Consider the following 18874-nt stretch of genomic DNA (forward strand, 5'->3'; position numbering starts at 1 on the left):
GCTAGCCGGTAGCCGACGCCGTCGGGGGGTCCCACCCTCCCGGCGGCGTCGTGCCGTGCCGGCCCTCGCCCGCGGCGAACCGGGCCGCGCCGGCCGCCGCGTCGGTGGCCAGCGAATCCATCCCGTACGCCAGCTCGGTCGCCAGCGCCTCGGCCTCGGGACGTCCAGCGCCGGCCAGCACGGCCGCCCGGTCGTTGCGCAGGCAGGTCTGGGGATGCCTGGCGATCGCCGCGGCCAGCTCCTCGGCCGCCGCCCGCGCCTGGCCCGGCGGCACCACCCGGTTGACCAACCCCATGGCGTACGCCTCGTCGGCCGGCACCGCCCGCCCGGTGAGGATCAGGTCCATCGCGCGGCTCTCCCCGATCAACCGGGGCAGCCGGACCGTCCCGCCGTCGATGAGCGGCACTCCCCAGCGACGGCAGAACACCCCGAGCGTGGCGTCGGACTCGGCGACCCGCAGGTCGCACCAGAGCGCCAGCTCCAGGCCGCCGGCCACCGCGTACCCGGAGATCGCCGCGATCACCGGCTTGCTGAGCGCCATGCGGGTGGGACCCATCGGGCCGTCTCCCTCGGGCTCGACCCGATTGCCGCTGGGCGTGCCGATCGCCTTGAGGTCGGCGCCCGAGCAGAACGTGCCACCGGCACCCCAGAGCACGGCCACCGCCGCCGTCGGGTCGGCCTCAAAGGCCCGAAAGGCATCCGCCAGGGCCCGCGCGGTAGGCCCGTCCACAGCGTTCCGAGCCTCCGGACGATCCACGATCACCGTGCTGACGGCCCCCACCCGCTCCACCCGCACACCCATCCCCCCAGCATCCCCCCGAACCTCCCACCCCCACACCCGCCCCGTCGATCTTGCACTTTCGGTCGGCGGATCGCGGCTTGTGCCCTGGTTCGTCGGGACAGAAAGTGCAAGATCGGCGCGTACGGGGGACGCGGCAGGTTTGTCGCCGGTGGTCGGTTTGTGATGGCGATCGCCGGGAAGTCGGTACCTGTGCGAGCGCTATTGACGAAAGTTGAGCAGGACTCCCGGCTGGACCGCACGGGAGACCGTCTGCAGAAGGTGGTTCTCGGGACGCTGCGTCCGCGGCGGCTGCGGGACCTGCTGCACGGCGTGACGTTGGGGCATCCGCTGCATCCGGCGATGGTGCAGGTGCCGGTCGGCGCGTGGATCAGCGCCGCCGTGCTGGACCTGATGCCGGGGCAGCGCCGGCCGGCCACCGTGCTGGTCGGCCTGGGCACGGTCAGCGCGCTGCCGGCGGCGGTCGCCGGTCTGAACGACTGGGCGGCGCTCTCCCGGGACCAGCGTCGGGTCGGCCTGGTGCACGCCGCCGCGAACACCGTCGGCGTGGGCCTCTACGCCGGCTCGTTGGCGGCGCGGCTCTCCGGGCGGCACGGTGTCGGACGGGCGCTCGGCTTCCTCGGCCTCTCCGCCGTGAGCCTCGGCGCGTACATCGGAGGCCACCTGGCGTACAAGCAGGGCGCCCAGGTCAACCAGAGCGTGTCCGAGCTGCACCGGATGAGCGACGGTTGGCACTCACTTGCCGACATGGCCACCCTGCCGCAGCGCACACTGATCACCCGGGAGGTCGACGACGACATCTCGGTGATCCTCTACCGCCACGGTGACGAGGTCACCGTGATGCTGGAGCGCTGCCCGCACCAGAGCGGACCGCTCGGCGAGGGCGAGGTCCAGGAGATCGACGGCCACGCCTGCGTGGTCTGTCCGTGGCACGGCAGCGCCTTCCGGCTCAACGGCGGCGAGGTCGTGCAGGGGCCCTCCGGCAACGACCAGCAGATCCTGCCGACCCGCATCCAGGACGGCGTCCTGCAGACCCGCCTGCCCTGACACGCTCCGCTGAGCGTGGCCGGACGGCGTCGGTGTTCCCGCGCGCCGTCGGGCTGGTGTGGCCCTCATCGAATGCCGTCGGCGTCTCCGCGCGGTCGGGCTGGTGTTGCTGTCATTGGATGCCGTCGGCATCTCCGCGCCGCCGGAGCGGTGTTGGTCTCGGCTGACATACCTCAGAGTCATAGATATACCTCTGAGGTATGTCGCTCTTCAGGCCGCGTGCCGCCGCGTGGCCGGTCAGCTTCGTCGGTGTCGACCGGTCGATGGCTCGTCCGGCACGGCATCCCAGCCGGACCCGTCGGCACCCAATCCGTGCTGGTCACGGCTGGTCCAGCCGGCCTGACCCGTCGAGCCCGCCGGGCCAGCCCAGCCCCCCTCGCCGGTCCGGGCCGGCACGCCGCTGGGGGCCGGGCCTCCGGTCGGCGGTGCCGTGCTCTCGGTGGCGGCTGCCGCACGGCTGGCGGCCCACGCGGCGCCGCTGCTCCGACGACCACTGCGGGAGCTGCCGCTGCTCCGACCCGCGCCGCGTCGGGCAGCCGCAGCCATCCGGGGGGCGGCACCGGCGGTGGCGGGGCGGCGGCGCAGCCCGAGAACCGCGCCGATCTGTGCGCCCACGATGCTCGCCACGGCCAGCACGGCGGAGACCGCGAGCGGTCGGTTCACCCGGTCGGTGGTTCCGGCCCGAGCCGCGCCGACTGTCATCGGGGGTACCTGACCTGTCGACTCCGTACCGCCGGGGGGCGCCTGTTCCGCCCGCTCCGGCGCGGTCCGCTCGGGGGCCGGCCGCTGAGCCGGCGGCTTGGGCGCGGCGGGCCGGCCGACGAGTTTGCCTGTGGCGTGCGTGCGGGCGCCCTGGTCGGCGGCCTCCGTCGGCAGCCGGAGCAGTTGGCCGGGGCGAATCCGGTCCGGGTCGTCCAGCCGGTTCAGCTTGGCGAGCTGTCGATAGTCGCCGAACTCGTCGAGGTACCGCTCGGCCACCTCGCCGAGGTAGTCGCCCCGCGCCACGCGATACACCGGCGCCGCCTGGTCACCGGCGCTCGGCCCACCCGGCGCGACCAGCCCGAGCGGCCCGCTGCCCGTCGTCGCGAGCGGCCCGCTACCGGCCATCCCGAGCGCCCCACCGTCGGGCAGCCGGGCGGCGCTGCTCGAAGCGCTCGACTGGGCGTACGCCGGACCGGTGTAGACCGCCGCGGCGCTGGCGGCGGCCGGGCTGGCGGCGAGGATCAGCGCGACCGAACCGACAAGCGCGGCGGCGGCCTTCTGCTGGCGGCTCATCCCCGGCAACTTCGGCGCCGGCCTGTGAAGAATCTGCGCACCCAGCTCCACCACCACGGAGAAGGCGAATGTGGCCCAGCCGAACCAGCCGGCCAGCGCCAGGGCCCGCAGGAAGAGCTGCCCGTCGTCGCGGCTGGTCAGGACGGTGCCCACCTCGGCGAGGGTGGGCAGATGGTCGGGCAGGGGATTGCCCGCGAAGGCGAGCAGCGCGACCGGCGCACCCGCCACCAGAGCGAAGAGCACGACGAGCGCGCCGACGCCGGTGAGGACGCGTCCGGTCCGCCGTACGACGGACCGACCCGATGCGGACATGGCGGCCTTCCTTCCTACGGTCCTGCGGTGATGGCCCGCGCGGTCGCCTCACCGGTGACGGTGACCCGGTCGGCGAAGCCGAACAGCCCGAGCATCGAGCGGCGGTAGGTGATCGTGACGCGTACCCGGACGACTGTCTCCCCGGCGATCTGCGGGAAGCTCACGGTGTGGCCGGTGGTGCCGGCTGCGGAGAGGTAGTTGGCGACCGCGACGCGGGCCTGCGGCTGGTCGATCCGCGTCGGCCCGCCCTCGATCGCGGTGGCCCGGTCGATGGCCTGCCCGCCCGCGCGGGCCGCTTCGGCGGCCAGGTTGTCGGCGCGTTGCAGCGTGCGCAGCTGGCCGGCGCCGTCGAACGAGAGCCCCACGATGGCCAGTACGCCGACCATCGCCACCGCCAGGAAGATGCTGACCCGGCCGTGGTCGGCGGAGAGCGTCCGGTCGTTCATCCCCGACTCCGGTAGCGGTCCAGTGGTGAGGTGAAGCTGGCCTCGATGCGGTTCTCGCTGGGCATGCCGGGCACCGCCGAGAGGCGCAGATCCCGGAAGGACACCCGGCAGGCGACAGTGACGGTGACCGTCGCGTCCTGGCCGAGCGCGCTGCGGTAGGCCCGGTCGAAGCTGGTGACGGCGCCTCCGACCGTGCCGCTGAACGTCACGGTCGGAGTGCCGGTGCAGTTCAGCCCCCGCCAGTCCAGCTGCTGCTGAGCCGCCTCGCGTGCTTCCTCGCGGGCGTTGGCCGGATTCCGGGAGATCGAGGCGGCGCGGGCCGCGTCGTGTGCTGCGGCGTCGAGGGCCTCCGCCGCCACCGCGCTGCGACCGGCCACGCCGGCCAGCACCATCAGCGCGATGAACGCGGGCGCGAGCACCGCCACCTCGATGGAGACCGAGCCCCGCTCGGCGGGTCGGTTCACGGCGGGGTCACCCGCTCCACCGTCCCGTGCGCGGTCTGCTCCACCTCGAAGTCCACGCCGGGCACCACGGACAGGGACCGGCCGGTCACCGTGCAGGTCACCTCGACATCGGTGGTCACACAGCTCGGGCCGCCGGCCTTGTTCCAGCCCAGCAGCCAGCCGCCGGTGCTGGACAGGAACCGGGTGGCGCTTGCCGTCCCGGCACCGTCGGACGCGTTGTAGAGCCGCTGGGCGTTGACCCCGCTCTGGGCGGCGTTCAACGCCGTGGAGCGGGCCAGGAACACGGCCGAGACCTGGAGCGAGGCGAACAGGAGCACCAGGATCAACGGCATCACCACGGCCAGCTCCACCGGGTTGGCGCCCCGCTCCCGGTCGCCGGCCACGAGGCGACACCGGGCGGCGTGAACCGCCCGGCGCCACCTTGCGAACGCGGCTCGGCGCATCTGCCGGCTACTTCGGGTTCGTGTGGCTCGGGATGGCCTTCATCCAGTCGTTGGCCTTGCCGAGGGCCAGGCCGGTGACGATTGTCGCCACGAAGACCAGACCGAAGATGATCACGGCGGTCGGTACCGGGCTGTCGCCCCGCTCGCCGTCGCGCCGCAGCTCGGCGAAGCGCGTCGTCACCACGACGTGCAGGTAGGTGAGGATGGACATGGCGTACTCCTTCTCGGGGGTCGGATCAGACACGGGCGATGAACGGATAGACGACGAAGCCGAGCAGCACGAAGACGAGAAGTGCGCCCGGGATGTCGAGTCGGCTGGTCACGCCCTCGGCGCGGGCCAGGTTGTCGGTGCGGATCTGGTCGCGCAGCGAGTCGGCCCGGCTGCGCAGCGTCTCGTGCACCTGCGCACCCTCGCTGCCGGAGGAGCGCATGATCGCGCCGACGTCGCCCAGCTCCGGGATGCCGATCTTGTCGGCGAGGTCCCGCAGCTCGTCCCAGGGCGCGTGCATCTGCATCTGGGCGATCCGCAGCGACTCCTGAAGCCTGTCGAACACCCAGCCGTCACAGACCGCTGCGGCCCGCTCCAGCGACTGCACCGGCCCGTGCGCGGCGGAGAGCTGCAGCGCCACCAGATCCAGGTACGTGCAGACGGCCTGGCGGAACTCCTCGCGGGCGGCGTCCGCCTTGGCCAGCACCGAGCGGTGCGCCAGCAGAGCGGCGATCAGCGCCATGCCGAGGCCACCCAGCACCGGTACGACAAGCGGCAGCGAGACGCCGAGCACGAACAGCGCCACCCCGAGCAGCGTCGGCGTGGCCAGTCCGATGAGCGCGGACAGCAGCACCGACAGCGCGTACTGCTCGGGGGTCTGGCCGATCAGGGCGAGCTGCCGGTGCGGTGGTCGCAACCAGCGGGACAGCCCGGTCAGCCAGTCCAGCCGACGGGAGGCGGGAGCGGCCACCCGCCCGGTGCCCGGCGGCTGGTGCAGGCGGCGCAGCGCCGGCCCGAGCGCGGGGGTCGCCGGCACCAGCTCCCGGATCACCAGGAACAGGCCCAACCCGATCGCCGCTCCACCAGACACGGCGACGCCGAGGAGCCAGTTGACGATCACCGCAGGCTCCTTCCGGGGACGGTGGCACTCGCGCTCACGCGATCACCTCCTGCGGGTCGGGCGCCGGCAGGAACCGGGCCGGCCGCTGCGGTTGGCTCATCGACCGCACCCAGGCCAGCAGGCCGATGAAGGCGGCACCGAGGGCGGCCATCACCACCTGACCCGTCGGTGTGCCGTACGGCGTGATGTATTCGGTGTTGACCAGCCCGTACGCCAGCGTCGCGAGCGTCATCCCGGTCAGGAAGCGGACCGCGAACCGGGGCTGGGTGCGCTTGGCCTCGATCTCCCGGCGGGTCGCCACCTCCGCGGCCGCCGCGCCGGCGATCGAGCCCAGCACGTCGCCCAGCCGCTCACCCCGGTCGGTGAGGTGCAGGATCAGCGCCGCCACGACCTGGTCGCACACCGGGTCGCCGATCTCGTCGGCGAACGCCAGCAGCGCGGAACGGGCCAGCCAGCCGGCCTGCAACCGGGCGGCGAGCAGCCGTACCTCGTCCTCGATGCCGGGTGGCACGCTGCCGATCGTGCTGATGATCGCCTGTTGGAGGCCCTGGCCCGTACCGGAGACGTCCTTGAGCCGGCGGGTCCACTCGCCGACGGCCTCGATCCGGGCGATCGCCCGCTGCTCGGCCTTGCCCACGGCGAACAGCCACGGCGTGCCGGGCACCGCCACCGCCACCAGCAGGCCCACCACCGGCAGCCCGGTCAGCAGGAACGCCAACGCCCCGGCGACCACAGCGGTGAGCAGCAGCGCCTGGTAGGCCCGCCGCTCGGCAGGTGTGGCGCCGGAGCCACGCCAGAGGCGGCTCAGCCCGGGCCCTGCTCCCGGGGCGGGCCCGGCGGGCCGGCGGCTGCCCACCAGCGCGACGACCGCCAGCAGCAGTCCGGCCACACAGGCGGCCCCGGAGACCACCGCGATCAACTCCAGGCTGTTCCCCATCAGGTCACCGCCGGGCCAGTCGGGTCTGTCGGGGACGCCGCCAGGCACCCGTACCGGCCTCGATCCAGCGGGTCAGCAGCCGGGAGTCGTACCCCACCCGCAGCAGCTGGTCGCGGACCCGTTCTGGGAGGTGCCGGGGGACGGCGCGGCCGTCCGGCCCGGGACCGAAGACGGTGGTGGTGGTGATCCGTCCGGCCTCACCGGCCCCGATCACCTCCTCCACGTGCGAGACGAACCGGTGCTTACGGCCGCCGATCGCGCTCTCGTCCTCGACGGTGACGTAGACGATCAGATCGAGGGCGTTGCCGGCCATCCGGCGGGCCTGGTCGACTGTCATCTCCCGGCCGTGCGCCAGCGCCAGCTCGACGATCCGTTCACCCACCCCGGCCGCGGTACGGGCGTGAATGGTGCACATCGAACCCCGGCTGGTGGTCATGGCCTGGAGCATCGGCACGATCTCCCGGGACCGGACCTCGCCCACGATGATCCGCAGCACGCCCATCCGCAGCGACAGCGGGATGAGGTCGGCGATCGTCACCTCACCCGCCGGCCGGCCGTCGAAGCCGCGCTCGCCGTGCCCCTCCCGCGCCTCGAAGCTCATCACCGCCCGGTGCCGCTCCCGGCGACGGGCCGGCAACAACTCCCGGCTCTCCTCCAGCAGCACGTACGGCTCGTCGGGCGGGATCTCGTTCATCAGCGCCCGGATGATCGTGGTCTTCCCGGCGCCGGCCAGCCCGGCGACCATGATGTTCAACCCGGCGCGCATCGCCGCACGCAGGAAGTCGCGCAGCAGCGGGTCGATCATCTCGTCCAGGTCACCCCGGGCGCCGGCCACGTCGTCCAGGCTCACGTCCAGGGTGTTGTGCTTGCGGATCACCGCGTACGGCCGGTGGCTGACCAGGAACACCGCGGCCAGTCGGCTGCCGTCGGGCAGTTGCAGGTCCAGGGTCGGCTTCACCGTGGACAGTGACCGTTCGGTCGCGCCGGCCCGCCGCGCCGCCGCCTGAAGGATCTCCACCAGTTCGGCGTCGCTGTCGGCGATCGGCTCGGCCCAGTCCACCCCACCGCCGTGCCGGGTGATGCGCACGACGTCGCAGCCGAGGATGTGCACCTCCTCGATGGTGTCGTCGACCAGCAGGGTCTGCAGCCGGCCCAGCCCCACCAGCTCGGCGGTCACCTGGTCGAGCAGCAGGCGCTCCTCGCCGGCGGCCATCGGTGTTCCGGCGCGACGGACCGCGTCCGCGTACTCGGCGACCACGGTGACGGCCAGCCGGGCCCGCTCGGTGTCCTCCTCGTCGACAGTGAACTCCCGGCCGCGCTGCCACAGGGTGAGCCGCTCGGTGAGTTCCCGGCGCAGCTCCCGGACCACCTGGAAATCCATCCGGGGTCGGGGTGCCACCTCCGGCGGCGGCGTGGCCGTGGGCATCGGCTGCGGTACCGCCGCCGACTGGTGGTGCCGGCCGTTCGGTGGGGCCAGCGGCGGCGCGGTGGACGTCGCGGCCGGCGGCTGCTGACGCGGGTCGGTGGAGACGGGCTCAAACCGCATCCGGCACCCCCTGCTGCACCGGCCAGGCCAGCCGCGCCCGCCGGCGTTCCAGCAGCGCGCCGACCGGCACCTCCAGCGCGGCGGCCGCGCGCAGCAGCGGCCGTCCGGACCGCACGGTCCCACCGAGGGCCAGCACCCCTGCGGTACGCGGGTCGTGCGGCAGCCGGGCGATCACCGGCAGTTTCAGTCCGCGGCTGATCTCCGCGCGCCCGTGCCCGTCGCCGACCAGCAGCAGCCGCAGGGTGCCCGGCGGCACCCGGTGTTCGGCGAAGTCCCGCTCGATCGCGGTGACCACCGCCCGGGTGCCAGACAGGTCGGGCAGGTGGGCCCGGGTCACCAGCAGCACCACCGAAGCGGCCCGCAGCAGTGGCCACGGTGGGCCGGTGACGTGCAGCCGGCCGCAGTCGACGAGCACGTCGTAGCCGGGGGTACCCCGGTCCAGGGCGTTGAAGTAGTCGGCGAAGCGCTGCCAGAGCGGGGTGACGCTGCCGGCCTGCGCCGGATCGACCAACCCGGGCAGCAGCAGCCGTTCCCGGCGCGGCGCGTCCAGGTCGACCAGCTGGGACCAGAACGCGGTCTCCAGGTTGCCGTCGCGCAGCTCCCCGACGGCCAGCTCGCCGATGCCGCGCGGCCCGTCCAGCTGACCACCCAGGTAGCCGGCGAGGACCGACCCGCCGGCCGGGTCGCACTCGGCCAGGACCAGCCGGCGGTGCCAGGTCAGGGCACAGGCCAACGCCGAGGTGGTCACGCCGGGCGAACCCTTCGCGGACACCAACGCGATGATCGCCATGTTCAGGCCGCCTCGGTCAGCACGACCGCGATCCGCTCCTGGGCGGCCAACGCCACCACTGCGGGTACGTCCCGGATGAGCAGCGCCAGGTACAGCACCTTCTCGTCGTCCGTCGGGCTGACCATGTCGATGACGGTGGCCGCGAACCGGGTGCCCGCGCCGGCCGCCGCCCCGGTGGCGTTCTCGTCCGGGGTGCTGACCAGCAGCACCTTGTCGCCGGGGTGCAGTGCGCGGGCCGGCACCTGGGCGGTCTTCAGGCCGAGCGCGATCTGCTGCTGACCCGGGCCGAGCAGCGGGTCGTCGGTGACCTGCCCGAGGGTGAGCAGGGTGCCGGGCACCAGCGCCACGGCGGCACGCTTGCCGACCACCTCGTTCAGCCGTGCCGCAGGCACCGGGTGCAACCCCTGGCCGCCGGCGACCTGCACGGTGATCAGATCGGCGGCGCTGACCTCCCGACCGACCTCCACCGGACGGGCCACCGCGAGGTAGCTGCCGGTGGCCCGGACCGAGGTGACCGCGAACGCCGCACCCAGCCCACCGAGGGCGATCAGGAGTACGGCGAGACCCAGCAGCCCTGGGCGGACGCGGCGCTGCCGGACCACCTTGGGCGGGCTGACCGGCGCGTCCACCGGCCCGGTCGAGTTACGCGTTGCCAGACTCACCGTTCGATCTCCATTCCCGACTGTGTGGCTCGCAGAACCGGCTCACTCACCTGGTCACCACCTGGAGTTCCTTGATCTGGACCGGCACGGTGCCGCTGGTCCGGGTCTGCGGGATCGGGTCACCCTCGTCGCCGTCGTCGGTCCACCAGCGCACCGTCCAGTACGTGGTAGCGCCCACCCGGTAGGTGCCGGCCTTCGGATAGCCGTGGTCGTAGCCGCAGTCCGGGGAGGTGCGGCCGGCCCGCTTGCCCTTCGGGTCGTACGGAGTGCCGGCCTTGGTGCAGGTGACCGTGTCGCCGTTGCCCATGCTCCAGACGATCCGGTCGACCTTGGCCTCGATGGAGACCGTCAGCCCGCGGTCGGACGCGGAGGCGCGCAGCGGCCCGAAGTAGCTGGCGCTCGGGGTGGCCCACATCCAGACCGGCAGGCCGACCAGGCCGGGGCCGATGTCCTTGCGGGGTGCCACCTTGAGTCGTGCCGGCAGCAGCTTGATCGACGCGAGAGCCCGCCGGGCCAGTTCCTCCGGGTCCGGCGGAGCGCCGAAGCCGGGCGGTGGCCCGTCGCGCAGCACCGTGTCCTGTGCGCCGAGATCGCCGCCGTTGCAGGTCTGCACGTACCACTGCTGACCCTCGGGTGCCGGCTTCTGCGGCGAGGCGAGCTTGTAGTAGCACCCGTCACCGTTGTTGAACCAGCCCAGCAGGTCGTCGTAGCAGGGGATCGTCCGCCCGCCCCACTGACAGACACCGCCGCCCCCGCCGCCGCCGTTGTCGCCCCCGCCGCCGTTGTCGCCTCCGCCGCCGGGGCCGCCCGGAGTGCCGGGCTCGTCGTCCCAGACGTTGCAGTCCGGTTGGCCGGGCGGACATTCGGCCCCCGGGTCGGCGCGGTGGGCCGCGGCGGCCGGCAGGGACGCGCCGGCCACCAGCAGCAGCGCCAGACCGGCCCCCGCGAGCATCCGCCGGGCCGCGCCGACCTCGCCGGTGCGGGCTCCCCGCCCCCGGGTCAGCACGGCTGGTCCGGGTGCGCCGCGCCGGAGCTGATCAGCCAGCGACCGTCGGGGTAGCGGGTGGCGGTGGCGGTGGCCAGATGTCTGCCGCCACCGCTGCCCGGGACCACGCGCTGGTCCTTGGTGTAGATCAGCCGGTAGCCGGTCGCGTCCAGGCAGTCCTGGATCTCCACGGTTGCCGGATCTGAGTCCAGGCTCACGGCGGTCACGCTGGGATCGGACGCCAATGTCCCGGTACGCATCGCGCCGTGCTCCTTTGCGTCGCGAATGGACAATTGCACCCGGGTCAGCAGCGGATCAGCGAGAAACCGGGACAGTTCCGGCGCGTGTGGATCACTGCGTCGACTCGCCGTCCGCGATGCCGCGAGATAACCGGAGTACGCGTCGAGCGCCGCCTTTTCGGCAGCTTCCCGTTCGGCGCCCGAATCGGCCCGCACCCCGTCGCCCCGCGCCGTCGCCGGCCGGTCGACCGTCTCCTGCCCGCTGCCGCAGGCGGTGACCGGCACCGCCGCCACGACCGCCAGCAGGCAGATTGCCGTTCGCCTGAGCTGCCGTCCGCGCACCGCTGAACCCTCCTCGTGATCGCCCGACGTGCGACGAAGCACCGCCGCCGGGCATGCGGAAGCGCGCCCGGATCAGTGCCTTCCGGAGCTGTTCATTGCGCTTCTGCATTCACCGTTACGGATCTTCTACAAATGCAAGGTCCCGTGTCGTCCGGTCATTGAGGTGAGGCTTGCGTCACACCCAAGGGGCGAGCATAGGCTGACGCTCGCCGATGCAACAGAGGCAATTCAAGTGAACACTCTGAGTGATGATTGGTGGTGGTGGCGGGTGTCCGTGCTGCACTGCGGACGATTGCCGGTCGAGGGGCCGCGGATGGTCCGGTCTCGCCGGCCGGGGTTGATCCGCCGCACCCCCCGGGTCGGTCCTGAGAGTGGGACATCGTGCATCCATCCCGGCATCCGGACGGCACCCCGGAGCGGCGGACGGGCTGCCCCGACCGGCACACCGCCGAGCCTGCCCTCCGGCGGGAGGGCGGTCGTGCGACGACTGGCAAGCGTCGGTTTCCGCGCCATCCGCTACACCCGAGCGAGCGTTCAGTCACGATCCGTGTTCACCTTTACGAGGGGTGGCCGGGGTTCGGCGTGGTCCACGTGGCGCTGACCGGCCCCCCAGCGGCGGCACCCGGCCGGCGGAACCCGACCGATCAGGCAACTGGGCCGGTCTCGGGAACTGACCGCCCTCGGCTCGCGACCGGGCTGGCGATCGTGGCGGTCAGTCCGCTGTTGCGGTTCGCCGTCGTGCGCTACGCCGTACCCTCGGGCACCCCCAGCCGGACCGGCTGCGACGCGTGCGGCGCGGCGATCGGCCTGACCCGGCCCTGGCCGGCGCTCGGCCCCTTCGGCAGGTGCGGCAGGTGCCGGGCCCGGGTCGGCCCGCCGCCCGGCACGGTCGAGCTGGCCGCGCTCGCCGCCGTGGCGCTGCTGGCGCTGGTCGGCCCGTCGGGCGGGGGTCTGCCGGCGTTGGCCTGGTGGCTCGCGTGGACCGTGCCGGCGGTCCTCGTCGACCTGGCCGTGCACCGGCTGCCCGACCGGCTCACCCTGCCGGCGGCGGCCGGAACCTGGCTGCTGCTCGGCGCGGCCGCGCTCGCCGACACCGACGCGGGCCCCTGGCTGCGGGCCGTCGCCTCCGGCGCGGGGCTGGCGCTGTTCTTCGCCGTCAGCACACTGCTGCTCGGCCGCCGGGGCTTCGGCCTGGGCGACGCCAAACTGGCGCTCAGCGTGGGAGCGCTGCTCGGCTGGTACGGCCTGCCCGTCCTGCTCCTCGGGCTGCTGCTCGCGTTCGGGCTGTCCGCGCTGGTGAGTGTGGGACTGCTGGTCGCCCGACGGGCCCGGTGGGGCACGCACCTGCCGTTCGGCCCGTTCCTGCTGCTCGGCACGGTGGCCGCCCTCCTCCTGACCTCCTGACACGCGGCCCCGCCGCCAGCGGCTCGCAAGATCGTGCTCGATCCAGGATGTAGTGGCCTCCCGCGCGACCGAGGCCACTAGAACCAGGATCGAGCACGATCTTGTGGGCGAGGCGCGTGGCGCTCCGCGCGGGCGGCGCCCCGCGCGGAGGGCACGTGCCGTTGGGTGGCGGGGTCAGGGGCGGGGTCGGCTGGCGAGGTCCGGTACCGGGCGGCGGGCATCGGCGCGACGGCGCAGCGCCTCAGCGGTCGGGCGGGCCAGAAGCGGGGTCGCCACCATGGCGACCAGGGCGCCGAGCAGCAGGCCGGCGGCCACGTCGTGCGGGTAGTGCACGCCCACGAAGACTCGGGAGAAGGCGGCCAGCACGGCCAGCGGCAGCGCGACCAGCCCGAGCCGTCGGGAGAGCAGCAGTGTGGTGATCGCCAGCGCGCCGGCAATTGTGGCGTGGTTGCTGGGGAACGACCAGTCACCGGGTGGTGGGCAGGTGCCGGCGATGATCGCCCGGCCCACCGTCCGGCACGGCCGGTCCTCGTCCACCACTGTCTTGAGCCATTCGCTGCCCGCGTACGCCAGGAGGGTCGGCAGCGGCGCGACCAGGGCGAGTGCCCGGTCGTGCGGGCCGCCGACCAGGCGGCGCACCGCGGCCGCCACCAGCAGCGCGCCGAGCAGCAGGATCACCCCCTCGGTGGCGTGCCCGACGAACCACTGCACCGGGGTCGGGGTGCCGGCTGCCGCGTCGACGATGTCGCGGTACCACTCGGCGCTGATCTCTGGAACGTCCGTGCTGCCGTTGGCGGCCATGAATCACCTCACTAGACGTTCATACCTCGTTCATCTGGGAGACACCCTAGGAACGCGGCAGCGGGCGGCGCCGCAGTCGAAGGTCGAGCCGGCCGTACGACTTTCGTCCAGCGATCGCACAGGCGCCTCATGGCTGCGGACCTCGGGGACAAGACCGCCGACGGACTGCACCTGGCGTCGCCTGCGACGGTCCGGTCGACCGGCCGATGCCGCCGGTGCCCGACCCCGGGCCCGAGCCGACGTCGCCACCGGGTCGCCGCCCCACCCGCCGCTCGGCCGAGGCCGGCTCAGGTCGCGTCTGCAAACTACGGACCGGCCTCAAACGTGAGGATCAGGAGCTGGTTACGCCGAGTTGTCTGGAGGCCGGGCGCCCTTGTTTCCACACGGCAGGCTCGATGGCCGACGGGTCGTCACCGGCCCAGGTCGCGTTGGCTAGGGGCTGAGCGGTCAATTGCAGGACCCGGCCTGGTAACCCCCGGAGCATCGGTCCTGCCTCGGATCGCCTGCCGGGTACTGCCGTACATAGCCACGGCAGCCCGCCGGGCGCGGGCGCTGGCGGGCGTTGTCAGCAGCGGTGCCGCTGCCGTGTCGATCGCATCAAGGACTGGATGCCAGCGGGGATCGATGGCGCTACGTAGCCGGTGAGAGTTGTCGAGGTACCAGGCCCGCTCGGTGGGCGTCCAGGGGCGCTGGCGTTCGGCGCTGATGGCGGCCGTGAGCGCAGGAGAGCGTTGCCAAGCGGCGGCGGTGCTGGTGTTGGCGTAGACGACCTCGCCATTGCGTCGAAACGCGAAGGCGACGTGCGCCAAGTCTTGGGTGTCGACGGCGTGTGCACCGCGGATGACGCCGCGGTAGCACTCGTCGTGAACGGCGGTGTCGATCAGTCGGCCGCGGCCGACTGCCTCGACCTCGCTCCAGTACCGGTGCAGGATCCCCAGGCGGCTGAGGGCCTCGGGGACCGCGACGATGGCGACCTCGACGCGGTAGCCGGCGTCGTGGAACCGGCGGGCGATGTCCTCGAACTCGCTCTCGTAGCGCATGGCCGACTCGAGGACGACGTGGCAGCGGTTGTCGATGGCGTACTGCTGGGCCTTGCCCCACCAGCGTTCCCCGTCCGGTCGCACCTTCGCGCTGGCCGTGGTTTCGTCCTCGGCCTGCCAGCGGTGGAAGCTGGGGTGCATCGGGTTGTAGAAGTCCATGTTGATGTTGATGAAGGCACTGCCCGCGCCCAGCGCTCGCTTCACCATCGTGGTGACCGCCGTCTTGCCTGCGCCGGTCTGTCCTCCCACGATGACCGCCACCGGCCGCTGCTGGGATGGGGCGCCGGTGAGGAACATCGGGACGATCTGCTCGCGGAAGATCCGCTCGTTGGCGTCCTCGGAGAGCACGCCGTCAGGGAACTCGGTCAACGGCGTGCCTGACGCAGCACGGCGACGCACTCCTCACGGAGCCGGGCGACCTTGTCGATGTCGGCGGGATCGAGATCCCGTAGGGCCCCCGCGAGACGGCTCTGAGACGCGATGACCTGCTCCAGGGAGCCCTGGTCACCGCCGGCCTGCTCCAGCTCGTAGCGGCGAGCGGACTGGGCCGCGAGGGCCTGGGCGATCAGGTCTCGGGTGACCTGGTGATCGTGGAGCTGCTCCGGTGTCAACGACGACGGGGTGAGGCTCCCCAACACCGACTCATCATTTCCCGACGAAGGCATGCTCGTCCCTTCCTGGCTCAAGGTGCGGGGTCGCGGCGAATTCCACCAGCGTGAGACCGCCGGCGGTGCCGTCGTACCGGGTGATCGACGTGTTCGCGACCGGAGTCGTCGCGACGATGGCAGCGATCTCGTCGAACCCGAGACCTTCGATGAGGTGGCGCATCACCACGACCACGGCGTCGTGGGCCACGAGCAGGACGCGCCGGCCCGCGTGCTGGGTGTTCAGGTCCGCCAGCACGGCCGCCAGGCGTCGAGCGATGTCGGCGAACGACTCACCACCAGGAGGCTGGTAGGAGAACTCGCCTTCGGCCGCGAGCCGGGCTGCCTCCGCGGGGAACCGTTGAGCGATCATGGCGGGGGTCAGTAGCTCCAGGTCGCCCATGAGCCGATCGCAGAGACGGCGATCGACGACGGCGAGGGGATAGTCGGCACCCGACTGCGCCGCGGTTTCCGCCGCTCGTGACCAGGTCTGCCGAGCGCGGACATAGGGGGAAGAGACGACGACTTGGGGCCGGCGGTGACCGGGTAGAGCGGCGAGCCAGTGACCGAGTCGGGTGGCCTGCCCCCATCCCAGCGACGACAGCTCGATGTCGGCATCTCGCCCGGTCAGACCATGATCGGTCAGCCCTCGTGCGTGTGCATCGGCGAAGGCGACGTTAGCCAGGCTCTGCCCGTGTCGGATGAGGGTCAGCTCAGCGACGGTGTCCATGTCTCCATTCTTCATAGTGGGCGCCACGGGTCCGTTGTAGGCGCGGGTCTGCCGTTTGGCGCTCAGTTCGGCGCGGGTCCGCCCGCCATGCGCTCGCGCACGGCCTCCAGCGCCTCGAAGGCGTACGCCCAGTTGTGGCACTTGAAGCTGCGCAGGCCGTCGATCGCGGTGTGGCAGTCGGCGCAGCGCACCCCGGCGATGGCCTCCGGCACCTCGGTGTTGACGTACCGGTGTTCGCCGAGGATGACCGTGGCGATCATGTTCTTGTCGTGCAGGCCGGTGAGGGCCGACGAGACGATGTCGTACCAGGTGATCCGCCGGCCGCACTTCGGGCAGTCCGGTTCGTCGCCGCTGACCCACAGCGGGGCGCCGATGGTGCGTGCCGGCATTCCCAGCAGCTTCTCCAGACGCCGGACGTCCGACTCCGGTGTGGTCCACCGGTGCCGGCCGGGCAGCGACGCGGGCGAGTCGTACACGGCGCGGAACAGGTCGTGGTCGACCCGCACGGTTTCCCGCTGACCGGTCATCGCGTCCCCCTCGGTGATTCGGTGCCCCCACCGTGGTCGGCACTGACCAGGGGTGCAGCCGGATCAACGACACGAGGGGTCAGCGGGTCGTCGCCCCGGCTGCTAGACATCGAGATCCGACCGCGGCGAAGGGACCCCCTCGTGACCGACCAGCCGGCACCCGACACCACCGACGTCACCGCCCGACCCAACGTCGCCCGGATGTACGACTACTTCCTGGGTGGCAGCAACAACTTCGCCGCCGACCGCGCCGCAGCCGAGCGGGTGTTGGAGATCTTCCCGGGCACCGGGCTCGCCGCGCAGACCAACCGGCACTTCCTGCGCCGGGCCGTCCGGTACGCCGCCGGGCAGGGCGTCCACCAGTTCCTGGACATCGGGGCGGGTCTGCCCACCCAGGGGACCGTGCACGAGGTGGTGCGGGCCGTGGCGCCGGACGCCCGGGTGGTCTACGTCGACTACGACGAGGTGGCCGTCGCGTACGCCCGGCGGTTGTTGACGGACGTGCCCGGCACGGCCGTCGTGCAGGGTGACCTGCGGCGGCCGGACGACCTGCTGGCCCACCCGCAGGTGCGGGCCACGCTCGACCTGGACCGCCCGGTGGCCGTGCTGCTGCTCGCGGTGCTGCACTTCGTGCCGGACGACGACGACCCGTGGGCCGCGGTCGCCCGGCTGCGCGACGCCACAGTGCCCGGCAGCCACCTGGTGCTGTCGCACCTGACGCTGGACGGCGTCCCGCCGGAGGTGGCCGAGCGTGGGCAGGCCGTCTACCGCGCCAGCAGCGCCCCGCTGGTGCCCCGCACCCACGCCGAGACGTTGCGCTTCTTCGACGGGTACGACCTGGTGGAGCCCGGCCTGGTCGAGACCACCCGGTGGCGGCCGGACGCCGAGCCGGAGGCCGGGGACGCACACGGCTACGCCGGGGTCGGTGTCCGCCGCTGACGCGTTTTCGCCTCCGGTGCCGGGCCTCGGGTGGTACGACGGATCCAGCGCCTGCCACCGGGAGGAGCGCCGATGGCGAGCAGGCCCGAGCGGCTGTTGCGGGGAAGCGACGCGCCGCTGAGCGCCTCGTTCCTGGAGCTCTTCTTCGACCTGGCGTTCGTGCTCGCCCTCAGCCAGTCGGCAGTGCACCTGCTGAACGACCTCACGCTGGCCGGCGCCCTGCGCACCGCCCTGCTGCTGGCCGGCGTCTGGTGGATCTGGGTGACCACCACCTGGAGCGCCGACTGGTACGACCCGGAGTCCCCGGCGATCCGCGTGGTGTTGGTCGCCGCCACGCTGGGCAGCCTGCTGGCCGGGGTGGCGACCCCGCAGGCGCTCGGGGAGCGGGGGGTGCTCTTCGCCGGCGCGTACGTCGCGGTCCACCTCGTCCGGGGTGTGGTCACCGCCTCGATGCTGCGCGGTCATCCCCGGCAGCGCCGGGCGCTGCGGATCCTCTGCTGGTACGCGGCCACCGCAGTGCCGTGGCTGGCGGGCGCGTTCCTGCCGCAGTGGCGGGTGCCGCTCTGGGTGCTCGCCCTCGCGATCGACGTGACCGGTCCACGGCTCGGCTGGCCCACGCCGAGGTTGGGTCGCGCCCGTCAGCAGGAGTTGCGCCTCGCTGGAGCGCACTTCGCCGAGCGCTACCAGCAGATCATGATCATCGCGCTCGGTGAACTCGTCCTGGCCGCCGGGCTCTCGTACGCCGGCACCCGCCTGGATCTCGCCGAGACCGTCGCCTTCCTGCTGGTCTTCGTCACGGCCGTGCTGATCGGGCTGCTCTACGTGACCCCCGCGGGCCGGCACCTGGGCTCGGCCATCGAGCACGCCGATCCGTCCCGGCTCGGTGTCGTCACCGGTTACCTGCACCTCGTGATGATCGCCGGCATTGTGGTGACGGCCGTCGGAGCCGAGCTGAGCATCGCCCACCCCTCCGAGGTCGGTGACCTGGCGGCTGTCGCGGCCATCCTGGGCGGCCCCACGCTGTTCCTCGTCGGCCGGATCCTGTTCTCGCTGGCCATCCACCGGCGGTTGTCCTGGCCTCGGGTCGGCGCGCTGCTCGTGCTGGCCGGCGCGGCGGCCGCCCTGCGGCTGCCGCTGCTAATGATCAGCGCGGTCGCCACCGCCGTGGTGCTCGTGGTGGCGGTCCTGGACCACGCCGCTCTCTTCACCTACCGCCGGCGCGGGTCGACTGACTGACGGCAGGCGAAAGACAGTCGGCTGGCGGGCGGCGTGCCGTAGCGGAATCTGCCGTGCCGGGCCGCGGGGGCCCCCACGGCGCCCCCCGCCCCGCCCCGCCACCCCCCCCCGCCCCGGAGGAGGGGACCCGGCGGACCCCAAGACCACCCCCCCCCGG

The 18874-nt window shown here is 72.9% G+C and carries 22 protein-coding genes; 4 read left to right on the forward strand and 18 right to left on the reverse strand.

Features of this window, described 5'->3' with window-relative positions; all coding sequences use genetic code 11:
- Position 1: 1 nt before the first annotated feature.
- The gene (locus ACLQ27_RS14365) at positions 2-802 is read right to left on the reverse strand and encodes a crotonase/enoyl-CoA hydratase family protein (protein WP_357573616.1); all 801 of its coding nucleotides are present in this window, start codon (positions 800-802) and stop codon (positions 2-4) included.
- 189 nt (positions 803-991) lie between these two features.
- Between ACLQ27_RS14365 and ACLQ27_RS14370 the strand changes: the two genes are divergently transcribed.
- Positions 992-1846: a Rieske 2Fe-2S domain-containing protein gene (locus ACLQ27_RS14370; RefSeq protein WP_234583197.1), complete on the forward strand. Its 855-nt coding sequence runs from the start codon at positions 992-994 to the stop codon at positions 1844-1846.
- Between the two features lie 237 nt (positions 1847-2083).
- Here ACLQ27_RS14370 and ACLQ27_RS14375 read toward each other — a convergent pair whose 3' ends face one another.
- Genes ACLQ27_RS14375 through ACLQ27_RS14430 form a run of 12 tightly spaced genes read right to left on the reverse strand, consistent with a single transcriptional unit; the run spans position 2084 to position 11366 of the window.
- Positions 2084-3433 (reverse strand): LysM peptidoglycan-binding domain-containing protein, encoded by a 1350-nt coding sequence (locus tag ACLQ27_RS14375; RefSeq protein ID WP_425867103.1) that lies wholly within the window; start codon positions 3431-3433, stop codon positions 2084-2086.
- A gap of 14 nt (positions 3434-3447) precedes the next feature.
- The gene (locus ACLQ27_RS14380) at positions 3448-3879 is read right to left on the reverse strand and encodes a pilus assembly protein TadG-related protein (RefSeq protein WP_425867105.1); all 432 of its coding nucleotides are present in this window, start codon (positions 3877-3879) and stop codon (positions 3448-3450) included.
- Positions 3876-4343 (reverse strand): TadE/TadG family type IV pilus assembly protein, encoded by a 468-nt coding sequence (locus tag ACLQ27_RS14385; RefSeq protein WP_425867106.1) that lies wholly within the window; start codon positions 4341-4343, stop codon positions 3876-3878. The genes ACLQ27_RS14380 and ACLQ27_RS14385 overlap by 4 nt, the downstream gene beginning before the upstream one ends.
- On the reverse strand, positions 4340-4786 hold the full coding sequence (locus ACLQ27_RS14390) for a TadE family protein (protein ID WP_234583201.1): 447 nt from the start codon (positions 4784-4786) through the stop codon (positions 4340-4342). The genes ACLQ27_RS14385 and ACLQ27_RS14390 overlap by 4 nt, the downstream gene beginning before the upstream one ends.
- A 7-nt stretch (positions 4787-4793) precedes the next feature.
- Positions 4794-4997: a hypothetical protein gene (locus ACLQ27_RS14395; RefSeq protein WP_234583202.1), complete on the reverse strand. Its 204-nt coding sequence runs from the start codon at positions 4995-4997 to the stop codon at positions 4794-4796.
- A gap of 25 nt (positions 4998-5022) precedes the next feature.
- Complete coding sequence (locus tag ACLQ27_RS14400) at positions 5023-5892, reverse strand: type II secretion system F family protein (protein WP_425867337.1); 870 nt, start codon at positions 5890-5892, stop codon at positions 5023-5025.
- Between the two features lie 37 nt (positions 5893-5929).
- A complete protein-coding gene (locus ACLQ27_RS14405) occupies positions 5930-6832 on the reverse strand; it encodes a type II secretion system F family protein (protein ID WP_234583203.1) in 903 nt (300 codons plus the stop codon).
- Positions 6833-6836: 4 nt separating this feature from the next.
- Positions 6837-8378, reverse strand: a complete 1542-nt coding sequence (locus ACLQ27_RS14410; RefSeq protein WP_425867108.1) for a CpaF family protein — start codon at positions 8376-8378, stop codon at positions 6837-6839.
- Complete coding sequence (locus ACLQ27_RS14415; protein WP_234583205.1) at positions 8368-9168, reverse strand: ParA family protein; 801 nt, start codon at positions 9166-9168, stop codon at positions 8368-8370. Before ACLQ27_RS14415 ends, ACLQ27_RS14410 begins: the two co-directional genes overlap by 11 nt.
- A 2-nt stretch (positions 9169-9170) precedes the next feature.
- Positions 9171-9830, reverse strand: coding sequence for an SAF domain-containing protein (locus tag ACLQ27_RS14420; RefSeq protein WP_357491367.1), 660 nt, complete (start codon positions 9828-9830; stop codon positions 9171-9173).
- A 46-nt stretch (positions 9831-9876) separates the two neighbouring features.
- Positions 9877-10782 carry a hypothetical protein gene (locus ACLQ27_RS14425; RefSeq protein ID WP_357573783.1) on the reverse strand — a complete coding sequence of 302 codons (906 nt, stop codon included), beginning with the start codon at positions 10780-10782 and terminating at the stop codon, positions 9877-9879.
- 47 nt (positions 10783-10829) lie between these two features.
- Positions 10830-11366 (reverse strand): hypothetical protein, encoded by a 537-nt coding sequence (locus ACLQ27_RS14430; RefSeq protein WP_425867339.1) that lies wholly within the window; start codon positions 11364-11366, stop codon positions 10830-10832.
- Positions 11367-12092: 726 nt separating this feature from the next.
- Here ACLQ27_RS14430 and ACLQ27_RS14435 point away from each other — a divergent pair.
- Positions 12093-12800, forward strand: a complete 708-nt coding sequence (locus tag ACLQ27_RS14435) for a prepilin peptidase (RefSeq protein WP_357573782.1) — start codon at positions 12093-12095, stop codon at positions 12798-12800.
- Positions 12801-12974: 174 nt separating this feature from the next.
- On the opposite strand, the gene ACLQ27_RS14440 is transcribed toward ACLQ27_RS14435, so the two are convergent.
- The 5 genes from ACLQ27_RS14440 to ACLQ27_RS14460 all read right to left on the reverse strand — a co-directional run bounded on the left by ACLQ27_RS14440 (position 12975) and on the right by ACLQ27_RS14460 (position 16542).
- Positions 12975-13601, reverse strand: coding sequence for a phosphatase PAP2 family protein (locus ACLQ27_RS14440; protein WP_357573610.1), 627 nt, complete (start codon positions 13599-13601; stop codon positions 12975-12977).
- Positions 13602-14011: 410 nt separating this feature from the next.
- Complete coding sequence (locus ACLQ27_RS14445; protein WP_425867111.1) at positions 14012-14989, reverse strand: zeta toxin family protein; 978 nt, start codon at positions 14987-14989, stop codon at positions 14012-14014.
- A gap of 17 nt (positions 14990-15006) precedes the next feature.
- A complete protein-coding gene (locus ACLQ27_RS14450) occupies positions 15007-15279 on the reverse strand; it encodes a hypothetical protein (protein WP_357573608.1) in 273 nt (90 codons plus the stop codon).
- Between the two features lie 7 nt (positions 15280-15286).
- Positions 15287-16015: a histidine phosphatase family protein gene (locus tag ACLQ27_RS14455; protein ID WP_425867112.1), complete on the reverse strand. Its 729-nt coding sequence runs from the start codon at positions 16013-16015 to the stop codon at positions 15287-15289.
- Positions 16016-16077: 62 nt separating this feature from the next.
- Entirely contained in the window at positions 16078-16542 is a 465-nt protein-coding gene (locus ACLQ27_RS14460) for a hypothetical protein (protein ID WP_425867114.1), read from the reverse strand.
- Between the two features lie 141 nt (positions 16543-16683).
- Between ACLQ27_RS14460 and ACLQ27_RS14465 the strand changes: the two genes are divergently transcribed.
- Together ACLQ27_RS14465 and ACLQ27_RS14470 are read left to right on the forward strand one after the other, a co-directional pair.
- Positions 16684-17481 (forward strand): SAM-dependent methyltransferase, encoded by a 798-nt coding sequence (locus ACLQ27_RS14465; RefSeq protein WP_357573607.1) that lies wholly within the window; start codon positions 16684-16686, stop codon positions 17479-17481.
- A gap of 72 nt (positions 17482-17553) precedes the next feature.
- Positions 17554-18717 (forward strand): low temperature requirement protein A, encoded by a 1164-nt coding sequence (locus tag ACLQ27_RS14470; RefSeq protein ID WP_357491355.1) that lies wholly within the window; start codon positions 17554-17556, stop codon positions 18715-18717.
- The last annotated feature ends 157 nt before the right edge of the window (positions 18718-18874 follow it).

It is taken from the genome of Micromonospora sp. DT63 (assembly GCF_049841615.1).
GTDB lineage: Bacteria > Actinomycetota > Actinomycetes > Mycobacteriales > Micromonosporaceae > Micromonospora.